Raw genomic sequence first — 19,065 nt, 5'->3', positions numbered from 1 at the left:
TGAGCCTAAGGTTGAGAAATTGATGGGGACCATTCGCCATTTTGTCGCTCCGCGGTCCGTCAGCTTATCGACAGCTAGCTCTCGTATCATGAACGTCGCTACTCGCTTGCAGGCTCGGCTCAATGGGCACAGATCTGGCAGGCGAGACCAGGGTGGACCTCAACATCAACCGATCCAGGAGGCGAGACTTCGCCCGGGTTCGCTGCACCGTCTGCAGTTCCTCGGTGTCGCAGCAGCGTATTCGCGCCAGTCGTGCGTGACGGCCCCGCTCTGTGATCGCAGCTCATTGCAGTTAGCCGGTGGAGCGCCATCCATGGTTGGGGATTACCGGTTCTAAGATGCGCCGCCCCGGCGAGTTCGCTTAATTTTTGCTACCGAAAAGACGACATCGATGAATGCAGAACAGCTCGGCCCTGGTACTCCTTCCGCAACTTCCAATTCGGAAAGCTCCGAACTGGGCTCTGCGGGCGCATCGCAATGGGGAGAGGCCTTGACGGACGTGCAGGCGTCCGCTGCCGAGGCCACTGCCTGGCAGGAGGAGGTGTTGACGGATTGGGCTGCCGAAGACGGGCAGGGGCAAAATGAGGATCGGCAACAGGCGGTCAGTCGAACGAGGGCTTGGCGGCGCGCGGGTGATATCAACGAGCTGCTAGATCTGTCGTCTCTGTCCCTGACCGCCTTGTCTGCGCCCATTCTGGCCGGGGTGCGCCGCCTGAATGTCGATGACAATCAGCTCAACAGCCTGCCCGAACGCCTACCAGCAACGCTTCAGGAGTTGGACGCCCGCGGTAACCGCCTGACCCAACTGCCCGGGCTTCCAGCAGGGCTCCAGCGTCTGAACGTCGAGTACAATCAGCTGACGGACCTGCCCGAACCTCTTCCCGGCGAGCTCGAATGGCTCAGCGCCAGCCACAACCGGCTGACCAGCCTGCCTGAGACGGTCCCGCCCCAGCTGATATGGCTCGGCGCCAGCAACAACTATCTGACCAACGTACCCGAGACCCTGCTGACGCAGCTAAGCAGTGACTCGAGCGTTGATCTGGAGAATAATCCGCTCGCCGAGCGGGTGCAGGCCGGCTTGGCAACGGCGATGCATGCCGGAGACTATGCCGGCCCTCAGGTTTTCTTCTCAACCGCGGATGGACCGGTGGAAGTTCAGCCGCGGTCCCTGCAAGAGGTTGCCGCGGACTGGCTCGAGGGCGAGCCCACGGCAATGGCCACTTGGCAGCACTTCGCCCATGAACCGGGGGCCGCGGACTATGCACGCTTCCTCGACAGGCTCCGGGGCACGGTGAACTATGGCAACGAGGCGTTCCGCCAAGCGGTCGCCGAAGATTTGCGGCAGGCAGCCGTCAGGCCGCATTTGCGCGAGGAGTATTTCGAGTTGGCTTCGGGAGCGAATGCGAGCTGCGAAGATCGCATTACTTTGGCCTGGAACGGCATGCAGACTGCACGCCTGAACGCTGATGTCGAGGACGGCGTCTATGATGGGCGACTGGGCGAACTGCTCCAGCACGGCCGCGTCATGTTTCGCTTGGAAGCTCTGGACGGAATCGCGCGCGAGAGGGTCAACTCGCTTCGTCGTGCCTATCCCGACGTCGATGAGATCGAGGTCTACCTTGCCTATCAGACCCAGCTGCGGGACGCGCTGGAGCTGCGGCACATCGCTCCCGACATGCGCTTCATGAACGTCTCTCACGTGAGCGAGGACGATGTGGCCAGGGCCGAGGCATCGGTGCGGAACCAGGAAGCCGCGGAATTTCCGGACTATTTAGCAGCGCGCTGGCAACCATGGGAAAGCGTGGTGAGGCGCATCGCACCCGAAGACTATGCTGAAATGCAGGAGCGCCTCGTCGACGCGATGGGCGTACAGTTTCAAACCCGCTTGGATGAGCGACTGGCCGAGCATGGTCTGACAGGCGATGCCGATGCCGAGCGGGTGCTCGGTGCCCAGATACGCAACGAGATCGCCCGCGAGATCAAAAGCGCGGTCATGCACCAGGTGCTCGGGAAACTCGGCATTGAGCTAAGAGCGCCCTCCGACGCAAGGGCCCGTCGATCTGCCTAGTCGTCCGTTAAGAAGGCGAATTGAGCGCGGCGCGACAGCCGAACGTGCGCCATAGCTGGAGCAGGATGAGGCACAAGAGTTCTCTGAGCCAGGCGAGGATGCGGCGGAAGTTGTGGCCCACGGCTGAGAGGATGACGTTAGCCGCATCGCCGGCGCGGCCTTTGAGGTAGCAGCGGCCGAGGTGACCATCGGCCTTCAGGTGTCCGATGATGGGTTCGATGGCGGAGCGGCGGCGCAGCTCGCGCTTGATGACACCGAAGACGCCGCGCTTCTGGCCGGAGATGAAGATCCGTCGGGGATTTTGTGCGTCGTGGCCGCGGTATCCCTTGTCGACATAGGCCCGCTCGATCGCGCAGCCGGTGAGTGTCTCGGTGCGGTCGATGACGTCCCGCAAGGTGTGACCGTCGTACGGGTTATCGGGTAGCGCCCTGGCGTGCAGCACGAACAGGCCCCCGGGAGAACGGCGGTTGTTGGTGACGATGGAGGCTTTGACGCCGAACTCGTAAGGCGCGGCTGCTTTGCCCTTGCCGATGCACTCCATCTCCGGGGCGTGGAAGGAATAAAGCTTGAAGCCGCGCTGGCGCTGCTGCTGCGAGCGGATCTGCGAGGCCCGGCTGAGCGGGAGGGCGAACGTGTTCTCAAGCACAGCCTGACCTTCGATCTTGCGGCGGATATCGCGGATGATCCGGCCCAGTCGGCTGCGCAGGATGCGCAACTGCCGCTGATGCCGCTTGAATTGCTTGGCATGGCCGTAGCGTCCCGCCATCATTGTCGCGGTTTTGGCAATGCGCAGATAGGACTGCCGCAGCTTGACCCCGTGCTTCCTCGCCAGACGGTTGAGCCCCTTGATCGCCGCGTGCAAGAGCTTGGCATCGGTCGGGAAGGTGATCGCCTTCGGCTGCACAGTGGTATCGACTGTGACCCGCTTGATGTCCTGGCTGCGTAACGCGCCGGCCTCGTGTGCCACCCGCAAGCTCTCGGCCAGCAACAGCTCCAGCTTGTCGCCGAGCCGCTTGCGCCAGTGGCTCAGGTCCGAGCGCTCGTGCGGGAATGCGTGCTGGAAGAACTCTTCGCCGGTGAAGTACTGGAAATATGGGGCGTGGACCCAGCGCTCGCACACCCCCTCATCGGACAGCCCGTAAATGTGCTTGAGCAGCAACAGCCCGATCATGAAGCGGCTCGCGATCCCGGGCCGACCATTCTCGCTATAGAGCGGCGCGATCTCGCCGTCGATCCAGTCCCAATCGACCTTGCCGGCGAGCTGAACCAGCTCGTGCTTCATATTGATGATTTGGTCCAGCCTGGCCCGGAACAGATCGCCCGATCCCGTCGTCCTGTGCTCCTTCGGTCGCATCGCCACCTCCGATGCGATGACGGAATCATGGTTGGCGATTCGACGGAATCCCGAAAATGAAATTGCAAGGTTCCGACGCCCGAAGCATCAAACCCCTGCAAACGCAAAACAGTCCACAACGACAAATGCGATTCTAGCTCAATCGGAGCCACTCTTCACGGACGACTGCCTAGCTGCTCACAAGGTCAAGACAGTCATCGATCCTTTCGAGGACGGGCGTGTCTACTTGCGGCATCCGGCGAATGAGCTGACGTCAATTACCGGTCGCGCGGTCCGTGCGGACGATCACGGTAAAGATGCGCGATCCAAGCGAAGAGTCGTATACCGCAATTCATGCGTTCGCGTTGCGAACGCCATTGAAGTCATTGGTCAACGACCACTCATAGGCCGGACGAATAGATGGCGAGCAGACCGAAATCTCAAGTGGTCCTTGTGAAACGTAGGCTATCGATATCCGTCCCCCGCGATCGATAGGACCCTCGCAGCATCACACTCAAGTCCAGATCGCGAAACATGCTGTAATTCCGTCGGATCCATTGATGCAGCTCGGTGGACCAGTCCTTCTCGTTGCGCAGATATCCCGTGAAGGAAAAGCCAAGACGGTCTATATATCTCTTGAGGAACAGCGGAAGTGCGGGAATCCGAATCACCCGCTCGCCATCCATCGGATCAGGTAATCCGCCGCGCAGCACGAATTCATTGTGGACGGTGACCAGCGACGCCGGCGGAATTCGCCGGCGCAGCATTTCATAACCGCGAAAGGAGATACGGTCTGCGCCCGCGACGTAGAGGATGATAGGGGCGACATAGCAGCGCGCCGTCTCCTTCATGAAGCCAATCTCCTCGCACATCTTGAAGAATTCGTCGAAGGCGTGAAATCCGAGATCAATCACCTTGGGTACCCGATCGTGGATGATAAGAGGGTCCATCAGCTGCATCTTGCCGTAAGTGTCGATCACATCCGCGGTTTCCGTGATGTTGGGGAGGTAGTCGAGCAACGATGGCTCTTTCAAGTTGACATCAAACGACAGCGCTGTGCCGTTTTTCAGCAGCAAGAACTCGCTCATCGCCCGAGCGATGAGGGTTTTACCGACCTGCGGGCTAGGAGAGCAGATAATGTAGATTGGGGTCGCTAACATAGCCAGCAGATCAATTTCGTTTCGTACGTGGGCCCGGCCTGAGCTCGCCGAATATGCGATTACTTCTCGCCGGCACGGGTGGCGGACTTGGCGCCGGCCAATTCCGTCAAGTTGATGCGATCAAATTCGTTCCAGACATTTGCCAGCCAGTGCCGGACATAGCCGCGCAGCACGAAGGAGTTGTTCGCAGGTTCATCGTTCCGCCCCTTGTTTGCGACGAAGTCTATGAATGGGACGGATGCGACTTCCACCTGCTCATAGGCCATCTCGTTAAGCTTCGGTATGACCAACTCGGTCGCATGTTTGATGCGGTGAAAATAGGAATTGTATGTCGCTTGATCCCACTGGAAGAATTGAGTGTCGTTGATGAAGTTCTTGACTAGGTAGTACTTCGCGCCGCTCATAAAGGTCGCGGTTTCCGCGATCTCGTCTAGCGAGGCGATGGACGATCCCAGGATATGGAACACGGCGAATGTTATCTGGCCAGACCGCGCCGAGTCCAGAAATCCGATGTCGCGCAAGGAAGCCAGCGCAGAGGACAGTAAGCCTGCGCGAGCATCGATGACAGTGACGGACAGCCCTGAGTTCAGGGTATCGAAGATCTTCATCTGGTCCGCCGTCGTCGTCATGTCGACGATCTCGGTGATCTCGGGATAAAAGCGCTTCAGCGTTCCCCGCGGCGACTCCGTGTCAAATGCGCGTGTTTGCACGTTGTTGACGCTGAAGTAGTCCAGTAGCGTTCGTGATACGGTCGTCTTGCCGACACCTCCCTTGTCCGCACCGACCACAATTACAACTGGCTTCACCATGGAAATCTCCTGAGACACTCGCTATCGCGGCGCGCAAAGTACGCAACCGGCGCGTCTCTGCTTTGGGTGCGAACATGGCAGAAAGAAGGGGCAATGAACCTTCGATGCGAGAGCTCTGCAACCGATGAACGTTTTCAACATCAAGCGAGTGACGTCCTTGGATCGCAACGACGATGCAGGCCGAAAATGGAGAGTAAATCACTTGTACTGGTGATCTACGTGAGGTTTGTAAACGGCTGGAATGCGCGTCACCAAGTATCAACGGCTGCCTGTGGTGATCGTGGCGATTGCCATAGGATATCTATCGCTGCTGCTATGATTGGCATGAAGCGGCCGAATCTTACGTAGCGTCAGATTGCGAGCTCGGTGGAAGCGCAATCGAGGCGGTGCTACGCGGTCCAACTATGACTTGGCAGATCATCAAAGGTATGCTGGATCAGATCGTCGTCTTTTCGGCAGACAGCGAAGTGGCTGGTCAATCACTGAGAGATGACCCTGAACGACCGAACTCTCACTCTGCTGAAGAATATCGAGATATGCGAGCGCTGATGCTGACGCAAACAGCAAGCATGCATCTGTTCGCGCCGAGGCGAGGTATCGTGTCATGGGAACAGGATCGAAGGGTGCACGGGGCTCGCCGGCCGATGGCGGTGACGAAGCGATATCGAGGACGCTTCGTCAAAAGAAAGTCGGCGTCGAGCGACCGGGACGATCTTTGTCTTGGGCACAGATTTCGCCGATGAGGCTACGTGCAGGTCGAGAAGAATCTGCAGGGAATGAACGATGGCCTGGCGCGTGCGCGCTCTCGCTGGGGGGTGCGGCAGACGGTGTACATTACACTTTTGAAGCGCCCACTCTGACCACCTTTTTGATTTGCTAGGCAAGCCCGCCGGTGCGAGATGCGCGTCCAGTTCTCGTTTCTTCTGGTCGGTCGCGCTTTAGATAATTGGTCTGCATATTCGGCCTGGGCGTAAAGCCACGTCATGCTCACCTTCATATCCTTCATGGGGCAACCACCGAAGCTTTGTTAGGCCCCTAGAGCTCTAGGCGGCATCGATCCCGCTGGCGCCACGGTACGCACGCCAGCCGACCAGGGTAACGCAACTCGAGCACAACTGAATGCGATCAAGGCGGATGCTTACTGCAACAATCGAGGGAGGGGTGGAAAACAGGAAGTATCGACCTCATTGCTGCCGCCGAAGGCCGCGGAAAGTAGCGATCCCCTGCCGCCGCGAAGAGCTCCGATCCGGCGATCGCTGGTCAGGCCGGAAATGAAAAGAAATTAAGAACAAGCTATTTGGTAAGCGGTTATCTCCACGTCTGTGCCATTCCTCCAATGGCACGACCACAGTGAAAGCTCTGCCTCAGCGTAGCCCCCGCCGAGGCCGTCTTGCTTGGTGATGGCTCTATTTTTGCATTTCGCTACGCTGAAGACTTCACGCCGGACTGCCGCCTTGTTTGGCAAAGCGATTGAGCAAAAGCGGCACTCGAGCGGCCGCATGGTAACTGCCCGATGATCGAATATCTCCGCGAGCTAAAGGCGGGGGCTAGACACTCTGCGCGCAACAGGGAGGCGCTTGCTAAGCGCCTGGGCTGCTAGAAAGTCAATTCGGTGGCGCCGTCGGGGCGGCGCCTAGCTGCTCGGCGCCTGGCGGGGGTGTTGTCCCCGCTGGCATGGTGTTCGGCCGCGCTGCGTCCTTTGGGGAGCGGCCGACGATAATTGTGAGCAGACCCCCGCCCCACAGCCGCTGCGCTGCTCTCTTGGCGTCCTCCAAACGTCACCAAATCGACCATGGTGTTGTGCTTTTCGAAATAGTCGATGGGCAGCTTGTCAAGCTGACGCTGCAGCAGCGTTCGTGCCAGCTTTGATGATGTGTTGAGAGCCAGCGCTTGCGAGCCCTTCAGGTAGGACTTTGCATCATCGAGCTCCTGCTGAGTCGGTCCTTCCTCGGCGACGTGGCGGACCTGCTTCTCGATTTCTTCGACCGTTTCGTCGGCACGATCGGCGCAGGTGGCGCTATTGCCGAGAAACATGGCTGAATGATCCAGCGGACCAGGTTCTCACGGATCGAATAGACCAGTCCGCGCTTCTCGCGGACTTCGCGGAACAGGCGCGAAGTCAGGCCGGCGCCGCTGGGGACGTCGCCTCCGAGGAAATCCGCTCGATGGTCAAGGAGAGGTTTGGCGCGCCAACCATCAGGTGAACGGCTCGCTGAGCAGATGGTGGCGGCGGCGACAATGCGCACGACGCGTCAGGACAACTTGGCGTCAACTGATAGAATGGTAAACTTGCAGAAAAGGTGGATTGATCGGCGATGTGACGCCGGTGCAACTTTCGCCAGGCTCGCTGCACACATCTCGCTCTACACGATGAGTGGCTTGGCAATATTTCTCATGGTCGCGAGGCGGGAGTCGGCGAGCAACTCCTTGGAGTAAACTGCGCCGAAATAGTCCAGCAGGAAGGTGCCAGAATAGCGTAGATTATCCGACGCGCGGATTAGGTTATCGAGAATTGTGGCGGCTTGGTCGATGCGGTCGCGATAGCGTGCGCGGATAACGTTAACCGCGTTCATCGAGTGGACCGCCTCGTCGGCAATAACCTCCCGCAGCCAATGATGGAACGTGTTGTTCCCAAGGGCATCATAAAATGGCTTTTCTGCTGCATAGGCGCGGCAAGTGCACATCTCATCAAACGCGATTATAACCATTAAGGAGAATTCGTCCTTCAGGTGTTCAACGATCGCACCAAAATCATGCGTGCGGGCGTCCAATCTCGCCCGAAGATCCTTTTCCGACCCGTTAGCGACAAGTTCAATGATTCGGATGAATCCGTCGGTGTGGCGCCGTTCGTCAATCGCCCAAGCGTTGAAGAATGCCGCAGCTTCATCGGAAGCAATAAGATTTCGCGCCACTAATTCTTGTTTCAGATACCGGGCGTCATCTTCTGTGTACAGATCTGGCCACAATTTGTCCCAACGTGCGCGGACAGCCGACGGCTCGGCGGCGAACATCGCTGGCGTAAGAGCATCGAATAATTCTTTTGGACTCCAGTTCCGTCGAAACGGCGTGATCATCAGTGCCCCTAATCGCGTACCGTCCGAGCGCTCCGGCGCAACATTTGTCATCTGTTGTCAGCCGTACGCTCGCACGGCATATGCTACAAACAAACAAGAGAGCCGTCGTCTCCTTGTTTTGGTAGGCTGATGGCCAGAGGCCTTTCGGCTGGCTGACGCGTCCGCTTGAATGGCGCAGTAGCCTTTCGTGATGCACACGGCCGCAAAAACCGGGGACACTCGTCATTGCTAGTCGCCGGTGCAACACGGCCTCACCTGACTCTGGCGGCGCCGCCATGCTGACAGGCACCATAGTTTCAGCAGATCCACGACGCCGCCTGTTGAGGGGGAGGACTGCGGCACGTTTTGAAGCACAATGAGCGGCACACGTGGCATCGGATGGGAGGCCGGGGCGTCAATCGGATGTGGACCAAGGGGTGGTTAGTCTACGTCCCAGGAGATCCCGGCCGTTAGCCTCGTTCGCATAGTCTTTCTTATTTTTCGGAACTTGCGGCGATACTACTTGAGATGAGCATCGATGAGTATCTCTGGCCTTCTTCGATTTCGCTTAATGAATCCCTGTGCACTCCCGCCGTGCAAGCGCACTGCTAGAGCGTTAGCCGATCAAGTTGCGAGTAGCCTGCGACGGCGAAGTAGTTTGTGGATTCTGCGGGCGTATAGGTATCGATGATGCGCCCAACAGCATCCCAGAGGCCGCCGACGGTGCGTTCGGCGGCCTCTCGCAAATTTGCTGTGAGCTTGGCGAAGGCATTTTCGATTGGGATTGAGGTCGGGACTGTACGGGCGGAAGAAAGAGAAGCGTAGCGCCGGCCGCCGCGAGCACCTCCCGTATGCGCGGCCCTTTGTGGCTGGAGAGGTTGATGGGGTGGACGCCCCCTCACGCCATCGCTGTGCCAAAGTGGTGTCGTTGACCATCACTTGAACGGAGGCGTCCATGTCGGAAGTTAGCATAATCGGGTTGGATCTGGCGAAGAATGTGTTCCAGATGCACGGCGCGGATGCATCGGGAACCGTACTTTTCCGCAAGAAGCTGCGCCGGGACCAGGTGCTCAAATTTCTTGCCGCGCAGCCGATTTGCACGGTCGCCATGGAAGCCTGCGCCAGCAGCCATTACTGGGCGCGCGAGATCGGAAAATTGGGGCATGCGGTGCGACTCATCGCGCCAGACTATGTAAAGCCTTTCGTGAAACGGCAGAAGAATGATGCCGCCGATGCGGAAGCGATCTGCGAAGCCGTCCAGCGGCCGACGATGCGTTTCGTGGCGTGAAGAGCGAAGAGCAGCAGGCGGCGGCCGTTGTGTTTCGCGCCCGCGACCTCCTGGTGCGTCAGCGCACCCAAACCATCAATGCGACCCGCGGCCATCTGGCCGAATTTGGGATGGTGGTTGCGCAAGGCCCCTTTCATGTTGCCAAACCTATGTCCGCGATCGACGACCGACATTCCTGAGTTGGCCAGAGCGATCCTGCGGCTACTCGCCGAGCAGTTGCGATCACTGGGCGAGAGGGTGGCGCTGCTCGACCGATAGCTCGCCCGACGCGCCAAGGAGGATGTCGAAGCGAAGCGGCTGATGACAATCCCAGGAATCGGGCCGATCACGGCGACGGCGCTCTTTGCCCTGGCACCGACGGCGCAGGCCTTCAAGAGGGGACGCGACTTTGCGGCCTGGCTGGGGCTCACCCCGCTGCAGCGCTCCACCGGCGGAAAGCAGAAGCTCGGCGAGACATCCCGCATGGGCGAACGAACCCTGCGCCGACTACTGATCATTGGCGCGAGCGCGGCCGTGCGCTGGGCAATGCGCAAAGGCTCGACAGCAAATCCTTGGCTTGCGCGCATGCTTGCCCGCAAGCCGCCCATGCTGGTGATCGTCGCCCTCGCCAACAAGACCGCGCGCATCGTCTAGGCATTGTTGGCGAGAGGCGGAACTTATCGGGTTCCGGCTGCGGCGAAGTAGCTCCGCGGCAGGGACCGTGAGAGTGTGAGAAGGTCAACCGGAGAGTATGGCGCAACGGTTAACGAGACGGGATCGGGAAAACCAGATCATGGATACGCGCCTCGAGCACGCGAGGCTGAATTGGACCAGTTGGGCGTCTGGCGGAAGCATCGGGGATGAGCACCTTTTCGACATAGGTCTCAGAGGCATCGCGGTTGATCGGGCCATCGAGTACCCAGGGGGCGATGATGCCGCGGTTGGTAGAGCGGCTACGCAAGTTATTGTTTTCCAGTGGCCGTGAGGGACGCTGGCCCGCAGGCGTTCTCCGCGCGGGTCAGTCGGAGCGTTGCGGACGGCAAGGAGTTGACGGCAGAGGACGATTTTATCGTTGCGCCCGCCATTGGCGAGGAAGCCATAGTGGCGGATGCGATGGAAGCCGTCCGGCAGGGTGTGCAGGAGAAAGCGACGAATGAACTCACCGGCATTAAGGGTCATCACTTTGGCTTTACGATTCTGCCGAAAGTCCTTCCAGGCAAAGCTCACCTTGTCGTCGGCAAGCGAGATCAGCCGACTGTTGGCGATGGCGACGCGATGCGTATAGCGGCTGAGACAAGCCAGCACCTGTTCGGGCCCGCCGAATGGCGGCTTGGCGTAGACGACCCAGTCGGTCCGTCGAAGTTGGGCGAGGCGCTCGGCGAATGCGGCGGGATCGGCGAGATGGACGAGATCGCCAAAGAAACCCAGCTGACCAGCCGCGAAATCAGCTTGCAGCTCTTGCAGAAACAGGCGGCGGAACAGCCGGGAGAGGACGCGCACCGGCAGGAAGAAGCCGGGCCGGCAAGCGACCCAGTGTGTGCCGTCGAGTGAAGGTCCACCACCAGGTACGACGCAGTGGATATGCGGATGGTGTTGCAGGGGCTGACCCCAAGTATGGAGGACGGCGGTCACACCGAGCTGAGCGCCGAGATGCTTGGGGTCGGCCGCGATGGTGGTGAGCGTCTCGGCCGCGCAGCGGAACAGAATGGCATAGACCACCGCCTTGTTCTGGAAAGCAATCTCTCTGGCCGGCGCCGGCAAGGTGAAGACGACGTGGAAGTATGGCACGGGAAGGAGTTCGGCTTGTCGCTCGGCAGGCCATTGCGCGCGCGCCGAGCCCTGGCACTTCGGGCAATGCCGATTGCGACAGGAGTTGTAGGCGATGCGGGTGGCACCGCAGTCGTCGCATTGCTCGACGTGGCCGCCAAGCACAGCCGTCCGGCATGCCGTGATCGCGCCCATGACGCGCCGCTCGACGCGGCCCAGATGCCCGGCACGGGCTTGCCGAAATTGCTTCGCCGTAGCGGCGGAAGATATCTGCCACTTCCAGAACCGGAGCCATCAGGTCCGCTCAGCCGGGCGGCACGACCTCCAGGCGGAGCCGGTCAAGTGGACTTGGGGTATTGCTGATGGTCTTTGTGGCGACTTGGGTATAGCGCGCCGTGCTGGCCACACTGGCATGGCCGAGCAGCACCTGGATGATGCGTACGTCGGCCCCGTTCTCCAGCAGATGGGTCGCGAATGTGTGCCGAAGCGTATGCACTGTCACCGACTTGCTCAAGCCGGCCGCAGCACAGGCTGAGCGGCAGGCGGCGTGCAGCACATTTGGGACGAGCGGACGCTCGTCGTCGCGGCGGGGAAATAGCCATCGTTTTGGCCGAGTGAGCCGCCAATATGTCCGCAGAATCCTCAAAAGCTGCGGCGAGAGCATTACGTAACGGTCCTTGCCGCCCTTGCCGTGCTCGACCCGGATCAACATCCGTTGGCTGTCAATGTCGACAACCTTCAAGAGGACCACTTCCGATACGCGCAAGCCTGCGGCATAGACAGTGGTCAACGCGGTACGGCTCTTGAGGCTCGGGATTGCTTCCAGGAAGCGGACGACCTCGTCGGCGCTCAGCACGACCGGCAGTTTGCGCGGTTTACGCGCATAGGCGATGCGCTTCGGAACGGTGTCATGACCAAGCGTCACAGCGTAGAAGAACCGCAGTGCGCAGACGATCTGGTTCAGCGCCGGCCAAGACATCCCCGTCGCAACCAGATGAACCTGGAAGGCGCGGATATCCTCCAGGTCGAGGCGGTCGGGAGAACGACCGAAATACCGGCTCAACTTCGCTACGGCGTTGAGGTAGGATTGCTGCGTCGCCGGCGACAGATTGCGGACCGTCATGTCCTCGATCATGCGGCGGCGAAGCGGGCTGATCTCAGCCATCGGAAAACCTCCTGTCTAAAGGGTTGGGCTTCGAAAACCCGCAATCCTCTCAGACAGGAGGCAATCCTTGCTATGCCTCCCTACATGCCGCGCCAGCGGCTTCGTTCAATCCCCGACGATTCAGTCAGATGGCCTAACGCTCTAAATCAAGTAAACCGAGCCGCGGAAGGTTATGCGATTACCTACACGACCTGGTAGATCGCCTAGGGTTGCGAGATTAAGAGGATCTGTCTCTAAGCAGCATTTCGGTTGTCGACCGGCGAGGTAAACAACTGCTCAGTCTCGCTAGCGTCGATGAGACGGAGGAAGTCACAGTTGCGTGCCGTTTGCTGTTTATGGAGGCAAAGGGATGCCGACAAAGCATCGGCCCTCTTCGTCCTTCAAATCACCAATAAACGGATTACTCATTACTTCTGAGGATTCGAAGACAGGCCAGATCACAGTCGTCTGATTGAGATTGCAAGCCGAAACGTGCTTCGTTGCCGTTAGCTATTTCTACATTCCGCTATCCAACCAATAAACTGAGACAACGGGGTGCAGAAGCGCCCGGATGGAGCACTGCCGAGCCGGGTGGATGTGCGCCTTGTGGAAGACGTTCATTATCGGTCCCCCTCATGCCGACAAGATTCTGCCAACCATTCACGCCTTCCACTCCGACTGCTAACGGATCGAAAACGGTTTTCGAGCAAGTTCTTGCCCGGGATAGCAGGGGAGGAGATCCACACATGACCGGACTGGCCGTTATGGAAAACGTGCGCCGCTATCGCGCGATAGCTTCGTTGTGCCGTCAGTCCGCCGCATTTCGGCCAATCCAACGGGACTCATTACTAGTGCAAGCTGCGGAATGGGAGGAACGCGCGATCGCGGAGCTCGAGAGATACTTTAGTTCCTCGGCCGCATGTTTTCGTTAACGGCAGCGGGCGCTTCGCAGATTTACGATCGAACAATAAGTAAGGTTCACGAGGGAGAACGGTGGCCAGGTGATCCGGTTGCGCAAGCCAGCCGTCGTGAAATCATGTCGGCGTTGGCGCTACTGTCTTCAGCTGCGGCAAAGATACAAGCTGCCTGCTGGCGCATTTGGCATCTTTGTTTCTTGTTCCACTTGTTGCCCTGCTTGGCGGGATCAAGCGCCATCATCGAGTCGCTTACCTCAGCAAAACCAAACGCTGCTGCGCGAGCTTTCGCTGGGCGATTGGATGAGGACGAGCGGTTCGTCGCCATTGAGCCGGAGCTGACGTTCCAGGAGGATATCGCCTGGGTTGTTGGCCAACGGTGAGTGACGCTGAGATCTATCGTCGAGGTGCTTTCATCTCATCCAGCAAACTGAAGACTTTGAGATATCAACCCTGGCGGCTTGGAAATGAGCGAGTACGGCGGGGTTGCCATCGAAGATCGACCCGGAGGAAGAATTCGATAGCGCCGAATTCTTAGTAGAGACTATGTCCTGGAAACGTTTGGCCATCAGTTCAGTACGAGACATTGTTCGTGAGTCACCTCATTCATCCGTCGCGGATACACTTGGCGTGTGGTTGGGTTACTGATCCTGGTTATACATGTCGGTTTCATTGTACGAAATGATGTCGCTTCGCAGGATATTTACGTCTTGAGCCTCCACGGCGGCTAATAATCCGCTAGCTGTCGGTAAGCTGACAGACAGGCACTGAGCAGCTGCGATCGGCTCTTGTTCGTTGACTACCTCTAACGGTACGGTGCGTGCCGGCCATCCGCTTGCAGTTGTGGGTCCGGATTGCCGTTCTGCGTCGTCCCTTCAAGGGCGAGCGACAGCTTGAGATTGTTGCTCAACATCGGATTTTCTGGGTCAATTGCCAGAGCTTGGCGGTATAGCGTTTGCGCCTCGTGATGGCGGCCCTCGTGATCGAGCACAACACCTTTGGCATTCAGTGCGCGCAGGTCGCCGGGTGCTGCAAGCAAGATGTTGTCGAGCACCTCAAGCGCCTCATCAGGGCTTTCACGCATCAGCAGGCCCCGCGCAAGAGGAATTGCCGCATCGACATTGTCCGGTCGTTGCTTCAGCGCATCGCGCAAAGCCTTCTCGTCAGCATCCCTACCGAGGGCGTGTGAGATGCGATCGCGCATAGCTGGATCGACCTCCTTGGCCCCAACGAGCTCTGCCGTAGACGTCGGCTGCTGTGAAAGTCCCGACGTGTGCGAGTTAGCGCAACCCGCGAGCAGCACAATAGCAAGCATGGGGAGAAAGGCCGAGCACGAATGGCGACGAAAGTTACGCCAGCGCCGCAGAACATTAATCTTACATGAATTCATAAGCGACCTCACGACCCCACACCTGTGCTCGTCAGCCGGCCGCAGGCAGGAGGTCACGATGCCCGCCTGTAGGAGTCTTGTCCTTGCCAGGCGCAAGTTTGACGGAGCCAATCGGCTGGACGGTGAAATCCGAGGCGAGATCCTGATACGAGAGAACAGGTAGGTCTATTCCATTGCGGGTGAGAAATCCGCGGACGAAGCGGCGGATATCCATCGAGCCCAGGATAACTGGCTGGTTCTGACTGCGCGCGATGCTCGAATGAATCTGGCGAAATTGTGCAAGTAGCATCTCGCTTTGCCGATCCTCCAAAACGAGGTAGGGACCGACAGCGGTCTCGCGCACCGCACCTCGCACGATATCCTCGGTCTCACGCTCGACGATAAAGGCCGCCACAACACGATGGGCGTTGGCATAGCGGTGACAGATCTGCCGCTTCAGAACGGAGCGCACATATTCGGTGAGCAATACGGCACTTTGCTCCCGTTCGCTCCATTCTGCAAGCGCCTCCAGAACCAAACGGGTGTTCCGGATCGGGATGCCCTCGTCCAGCAAGCGACGTAGCACATCCGCGATGCGAGGGATCGGTGTCGTGCGCAGCACCTCCTTCACCAGATCGGCATATTCCTGCTCCATCCGGCTAAGCAACTGACGCGTTTCCTGAATGCCCACCAGGCGCTGAGCATAGCGTGTCAACGTCGACTGGACGCGCAAGGCGATGATTTCGCTCGGACGGTGGTGCCCTATTCCGGCAGCTTTGAGAGCGGGCGCGTGGCCTTGTTCGATCCAGATCCGATTCGTGTCTGGATCCTGCCAAAAGGGGATCCCGCTCAGTTCAATGTTCGCCACGTCGTCGTTAAGTAAGAGTTGTGTCGGGTCAATGGCGCCCTCTTCCACCGGCACTCCTTCGACATCCACCCGGAATTGCGATTGGGCGAGGTGCTGTGCGCTTTGGGCGGGAATGCGTGGAATTGTGATGCCAAGATCAGCTGAAACCAGTGCCGAAACCCGTGCGACGCACTGCTCGAGTTCCCCTATGTCGATTGCCTGCATCAGGCTCGGCGCTAGCAACAGCGTAATCGGAAGTGCCTCCGCGGGCACGGTTTGCTTCTGACCTTGTGCGGAAGCGGCGGCCGAACCGGTGGGACCGGCGCCGGCCTTGGGAGCGGTCTTGCCCTCTTGCACGCCAACCTTGAGAAAGCTGGCGGCGGAGAACAGCGCGGCCAGTATGACAAAGGGCGGCAAAGGGAAGCCAGGAACGAACCCCATCACAAGCAAGACACAGGAGGCCAAGCGTAGCGCTTGTGTGCTGGCCGTAAGTTGCTTGACGATATCGGCGCCGAGATTGAGTCTAGAAGGACCGTTGACACGAGTGACAATGGTTGCGGCTGTAATTGACAGCAGCAGGGCCGGAATCTGCGAAATGAGCGCATCACCGATCGTCAGGATGGTATAATGATGCATCGCCTCCTCGAGGGACATGCCCTTGGAGAGCGATCCGATCGTGATGCCACCCAGCATGTTGATGCAGATGACTATTAGTCCGGCTATGGCATCGCCCTTCACGAATTTCATAGCGCCATCCATCGCGCCGTGCAGTTGGCTTTCTCGCTCCAGCGCGCCGCGCCGGCTGCGGGCTTCGTGCTGATCGATATGGCCGTTGCGCAGCTCCGCGTCGATCGCCATCTGCTTGCCCGGCAGCGCATCGAGCGTGAAGCGCGCCGATACCTCCGCCACCCGTTCGGCGCCCTTGGCGAGAACCATGAACTGCACCATGGTCACGATCAGGAATATGACAATGCCGACGGCGATGTTGCCGGATATGACGAAATCGCCGAACGTATGAATGATGCTGCCGGCATCGCCCTCGGCTAGGATCAGTCGCGTCGTTGCAACGGTAAGAGCGAGACGAAAGACGGTGGAGATCAGGATGACGCCCGGCAGGGACGAAAAGTCGAGCGGCGTGTTGAGATACAGGGCTACCATCAACAGCAATATGGCAAACCCCAGATTGAAGCCGATCAGCATATCGATCACGACGATCGGGATCGGCATGATCATCATTCCGATCGCCAGAAGAAGCATCAACGCGACCATCAAATCCGGGTGAGCCGGCGCGCGCGTGATGAGATTTCGTAGAAGGTTGGCCATGAGAAGCCTTATTGTTGTTTGACTGCAGCTGTGCTGCCCCGCAACAAAACATAGCGTTTGAAGGCGGCTTGCGCTTCGGTCATGCGGCCAGCGTGGCGCAGGGCGTGGCTGCGCATCAGCATCAAGGGCGGACACGAAGACGGCTCGTCATCCAGTTTGTCAAGCCTGTCCAATACCGACAGTGCTTCGTCACCGCGACGCTCCGAGATGAGAGCGTAGGCCAGGATGCGGAGCAGGCCGATGTCTTGAGACTGTTCGTGAGCGACCAGCCGCAACAGAGCCAGGCTCTTGGCGCTCTGTCCGCACGCAAGGTAGACATAAGAAAGCACGCAGAGCAAATCTCGCTCCGGCCCGGAGATCAGCTCGATAGCGCCGGGTTCGGAAACGATCGGCGGCTGTGTAGATGTGAAGTGTTGCACTTTGTCTGGCCCGACCATTGCTAGCCTTTGATCAAGCCGTTGTGACTCTGCCGGAGCAGGATTAAACGTTGCAGCTCCAGTTGGAGAAGGGCGGCCCCTTCACGTGGCACCAAATCCTCTGGCGCGGCTGATAGCGTATCAGCCAAACGCTCCAGAAGAAGGCCGTGTTGCTCTGGACGCAGAACATGCGAATGACGTAAGCGCGGCGTCACGAAGGAGAGCAGACTGTGCGCGAGATTGGGCTCGTTAAGCCAAGCGAGTTCCGAGCTTGGCTCGATCTGACCTGGCGGGGCGCGCGCCTCGTCTAGATTGATGCGCGAAACTGCATCGATCGAACTGAGCTCGAGCGCGCTCTCGATCGTGGCGTCCACCAACCGATCCAGCACGTCACTATGGCGAGAAATTGAGGTGTGGCTCTTGTGATCATTGCCGCGCGTCCGGTCGATCCCGATGGACTTGGCTCGAGAATTGACCCGCGTGATGGCAGATGCATGATGATCAACGTTTGGCTCCTGAAAAGAGGTGGCGGGCTCGACGGGATTGGGGGGCAGCCTAGTCATGGCACTTTGCTTCCTTACCTGCGGCCTAAAACGCTAATAGGGCAGAGTGGCAAGCCGGCCATCCCGGCTCAGCAGAACACGCCCTTCCTCAATCGCGTAGACGGTCCATCCATTGCTCAAGAGCGCGCCGACGAAATACTTTTGACCAGCAATGACAATATAGGGGTCGCTCCCGCGCCAAACAGCTTGGACCCCAATTGCGGGAGGCGTCTTCTCATCCTTGATAGCCACCGCATTGACGAGCGTATAAGCGCCATTGCTATTGTGATCAAACCGCTGCTGGACGTCTCGCCATGTGGCGAGCGAGGCGGGCGTAACTGAGCCATCGGCGGTGACAACGCCCGCCCCAGAGCCGACCTTGATGCCGACAAGTCCCGCTCTGTCAACTTCCTTTTGCAACCGTTCGGCAGCTGCATCGGTGGCCAGAGCATCAGGAGCGCTGAGCGCCAGCTTGGGCGCAATGTCCGGAGCAGGGGACGACGGACTTGACGCCACGGTGGTATCGGTCTGGACAAAACTGGATGAGACTGCGCCAACCGCGGCAGAGCTGATCAGGACCAAAGCGAGAAAGGCGAGCGATATATGCCGGCAGTCGATGGAGCCAGCTTGTTTGTAGTCCTCGATCGTCCAGCGAATGGACATCGCCCCGGCATGCAAAACGACAGGAAGAGGGACAACAATGGATTCGTTCGGTAAAACAGTCTCGTGCCCCTCGATCCTAACGTCCCTCGCAAGGGCCTCGATCTCGATTGAATTGGAATGAGGGGTGACACGAAGATGGTGCGGTTCGAGGCCTTGTTCGACGAAGATTAAGTCAGCATCGAGGCTGCTGCCAATCAGACACGATCCGACCCCCACTTTACTTGTCAGCCCGGAGTAACACCCCGACAACACTTCGAAATGCGGGCAATTTGGTTCATTCACGATCGGTTTCCTGAACAGCGAACGGAACCGTACGGCAAAACCGTACGGCCCGTGCGACTTCACAGACTAAGCAGCCGGGGAAAGTGGGGCGGCGACGTCGCCCCATCT

13 protein-coding genes and 5 pseudogenes are annotated in these 19,065 nt (G+C 59.0%); 3 read left to right on the top strand and 15 right to left on the bottom strand.

The window, feature by feature from the left end; all coding sequences use genetic code 11:
* Window positions 1–391: 391 nt before the first annotated feature.
* Window positions 392–2,068, top strand: a complete 1,677-nt coding sequence (locus tag I6F20_RS31720; protein WP_463671687.1) for an NEL-type E3 ubiquitin ligase domain-containing protein — start codon at window positions 392–394, stop codon at window positions 2,066–2,068.
* Window positions 2,069–2,075: 7 nt separating this feature from the next.
* Here I6F20_RS31720 and I6F20_RS31715 read toward each other — a convergent pair whose 3' ends face one another.
* From I6F20_RS31715 to I6F20_RS31690, 6 genes and pseudogenes are all read right to left on the bottom strand, one after another.
* Complete coding sequence (locus tag I6F20_RS31715) at window positions 2,076–3,422, bottom strand: IS5 family transposase (protein WP_225129532.1); 1,347 nt, start codon at window positions 3,420–3,422, stop codon at window positions 2,076–2,078.
* A 419-nt stretch (window positions 3,423–3,841) separates the two neighbouring features.
* Window positions 3,842–4,561 (bottom strand): hypothetical protein, encoded by a 720-nt coding sequence (locus I6F20_RS31710; protein ID WP_225129530.1) that lies wholly within the window; start codon window positions 4,559–4,561, stop codon window positions 3,842–3,844.
* A gap of 59 nt (window positions 4,562–4,620) precedes the next feature.
* Window positions 4,621–5,370 carry a P-loop NTPase family protein gene (locus I6F20_RS31705; protein WP_225129528.1) on the bottom strand — a complete coding sequence of 250 codons (750 nt, stop codon included), beginning with the start codon at window positions 5,368–5,370 and terminating at the stop codon, window positions 4,621–4,623.
* A 1,604-nt stretch (window positions 5,371–6,974) separates the two neighbouring features.
* Window positions 6,975–7,502, bottom strand: a pseudogene (locus I6F20_RS31700) (M16 family metallopeptidase); the annotation flags it as partial.
* A 231-nt stretch (window positions 7,503–7,733) separates the two neighbouring features.
* Entirely contained in the window at window positions 7,734–8,444 is a 711-nt protein-coding gene (locus I6F20_RS31695; protein WP_225129526.1) for a hypothetical protein, read from the bottom strand.
* A 587-nt stretch (window positions 8,445–9,031) separates the two neighbouring features.
* Window positions 9,032–9,303: pseudogene (locus tag I6F20_RS31690) on the bottom strand (transposase); the annotation flags it as partial.
* 75 nt (window positions 9,304–9,378) lie between these two features.
* On the opposite strand from I6F20_RS31690, the pseudogene I6F20_RS31685 reads away from it, so the two are divergent.
* Window positions 9,379–10,344: pseudogene (locus I6F20_RS31685) on the top strand (IS110 family RNA-guided transposase).
* Between the two features lie 199 nt (window positions 10,345–10,543).
* On the opposite strand, the pseudogene I6F20_RS31680 reads toward I6F20_RS31685, so the two are convergent.
* The 3 genes and pseudogenes from I6F20_RS31680 to I6F20_RS31670 all read right to left on the bottom strand — a co-directional run.
* Window positions 10,544–10,704 (bottom strand): annotated as a pseudogene (locus tag I6F20_RS31680) (IS630 family transposase); the annotation flags it as partial.
* Window positions 10,696–11,752: pseudogene (locus I6F20_RS31675) on the bottom strand (IS91 family transposase); the annotation flags it as partial. The pseudogenes I6F20_RS31680 and I6F20_RS31675, both read right to left, overlap by 9 nt.
* A 9-nt stretch (window positions 11,753–11,761) precedes the next feature.
* On the bottom strand, window positions 11,762–12,622 hold the full coding sequence (locus I6F20_RS31670; protein WP_225129524.1) for a tyrosine-type recombinase/integrase: 861 nt from the start codon (window positions 12,620–12,622) through the stop codon (window positions 11,762–11,764).
* Between the two features lie 725 nt (window positions 12,623–13,347).
* Between I6F20_RS31670 and I6F20_RS31665 the strand changes: the two genes are divergently transcribed.
* Window positions 13,348–13,533 carry a hypothetical protein gene (locus I6F20_RS31665; protein WP_225129522.1) on the top strand — a complete coding sequence of 62 codons (186 nt, stop codon included), beginning with the start codon at window positions 13,348–13,350 and terminating at the stop codon, window positions 13,531–13,533.
* Window positions 13,534–13,772: 239 nt separating this feature from the next.
* Here the strand turns inward: I6F20_RS31665 and I6F20_RS38490 are convergent, their stop codons facing one another.
* The 6 genes from I6F20_RS38490 to I6F20_RS31640 all read right to left on the bottom strand — a co-directional run bounded on the left by I6F20_RS38490 (window position 13,773) and on the right by I6F20_RS31640 (window position 18,957).
* A complete protein-coding gene (locus I6F20_RS38490) occupies window positions 13,773–13,892 on the bottom strand; it encodes a hypothetical protein (protein WP_518513082.1) in 120 nt (39 codons plus the stop codon).
* A gap of 428 nt (window positions 13,893–14,320) precedes the next feature.
* Window positions 14,321–14,719 (bottom strand): tetratricopeptide repeat protein, encoded by a 399-nt coding sequence (locus I6F20_RS31660; RefSeq protein ID WP_225129520.1) that lies wholly within the window; start codon window positions 14,717–14,719, stop codon window positions 14,321–14,323.
* Window positions 14,720–14,936: 217 nt separating this feature from the next.
* A complete protein-coding gene (gene sctV / locus I6F20_RS31655) occupies window positions 14,937–17,054 on the bottom strand; it encodes a type III secretion system export apparatus subunit SctV (RefSeq protein WP_225129519.1) in 2,118 nt (705 codons plus the stop codon).
* A gap of 8 nt (window positions 17,055–17,062) precedes the next feature.
* Complete coding sequence (gene sctY / locus I6F20_RS31650) at window positions 17,063–17,491, bottom strand: type III secretion apparatus assembly chaperone SctY (RefSeq protein ID WP_225129517.1); 429 nt, start codon at window positions 17,489–17,491, stop codon at window positions 17,063–17,065.
* Between the two features lie 2 nt (window positions 17,492–17,493).
* Entirely contained in the window at window positions 17,494–18,033 is a 540-nt protein-coding gene (locus I6F20_RS31645; protein ID WP_225129515.1) for a hypothetical protein, read from the bottom strand.
* Window positions 18,034–18,066: 33 nt separating this feature from the next.
* Entirely contained in the window at window positions 18,067–18,957 is an 891-nt protein-coding gene (locus I6F20_RS31640; RefSeq protein ID WP_225129513.1) for a SctD/MshK family protein, read from the bottom strand.
* Window positions 18,958–19,065: the final 108 nt, after the last annotated feature.

The sequence above is a fragment of the Bradyrhizobium sp. IC3123 genome (assembly GCF_020193625.1).
GTDB lineage: Bacteria > Pseudomonadota > Alphaproteobacteria > Rhizobiales > Xanthobacteraceae > Bradyrhizobium > Bradyrhizobium yuanmingense.
This window is presented reverse-complemented; position numbering and strand designations above follow the sequence as displayed.

Coding starts and splice junctions, on each gene's coding strand:
- sctV (WP_225129519.1), bottom strand. CDS start 17,054: ATGGCCAACCTTCTACGAAATCTCATCACGCGCGCGCCGGCTCACCCG.
- I6F20_RS31665 (WP_225129522.1), top strand. CDS start 13,348: ATGACCGGACTGGCCGTTATGGAAAACGTGCGCCGCTATCGCGCGATA.
- sctY (WP_225129517.1), bottom strand. CDS start 17,491: ATGGTCGGGCCAGACAAAGTGCAACACTTCACATCTACACAGCCGCCG.
- I6F20_RS31720 (WP_463671687.1), top strand. CDS start 392: ATGAATGCAGAACAGCTCGGCCCTGGTACTCCTTCCGCAACTTCCAAT.
- I6F20_RS31695 (WP_225129526.1), bottom strand. CDS start 8,444: ATGATCACGCCGTTTCGACGGAACTGGAGTCCAAAAGAATTATTCGAT.
- I6F20_RS31660 (WP_225129520.1), bottom strand. CDS start 14,719: ATGCGCGATCGCATCTCACACGCCCTCGGTAGGGATGCTGACGAGAAG.
- I6F20_RS31645 (WP_225129515.1), bottom strand. CDS start 18,033: ATGACTAGGCTGCCCCCCAATCCCGTCGAGCCCGCCACCTCTTTTCAG.
- I6F20_RS31710 (WP_225129530.1), bottom strand. CDS start 4,561: ATGTTAGCGACCCCAATCTACATTATCTGCTCTCCTAGCCCGCAGGTC.
- I6F20_RS31715 (WP_225129532.1), bottom strand. CDS start 3,422: ATGCGACCGAAGGAGCACAGGACGACGGGATCGGGCGATCTGTTCCGG.
- I6F20_RS31705 (WP_225129528.1), bottom strand. CDS start 5,370: ATGGTGAAGCCAGTTGTAATTGTGGTCGGTGCGGACAAGGGAGGTGTC.
- I6F20_RS31670 (WP_225129524.1), bottom strand. CDS start 12,622: ATGGCTGAGATCAGCCCGCTTCGCCGCCGCATGATCGAGGACATGACG.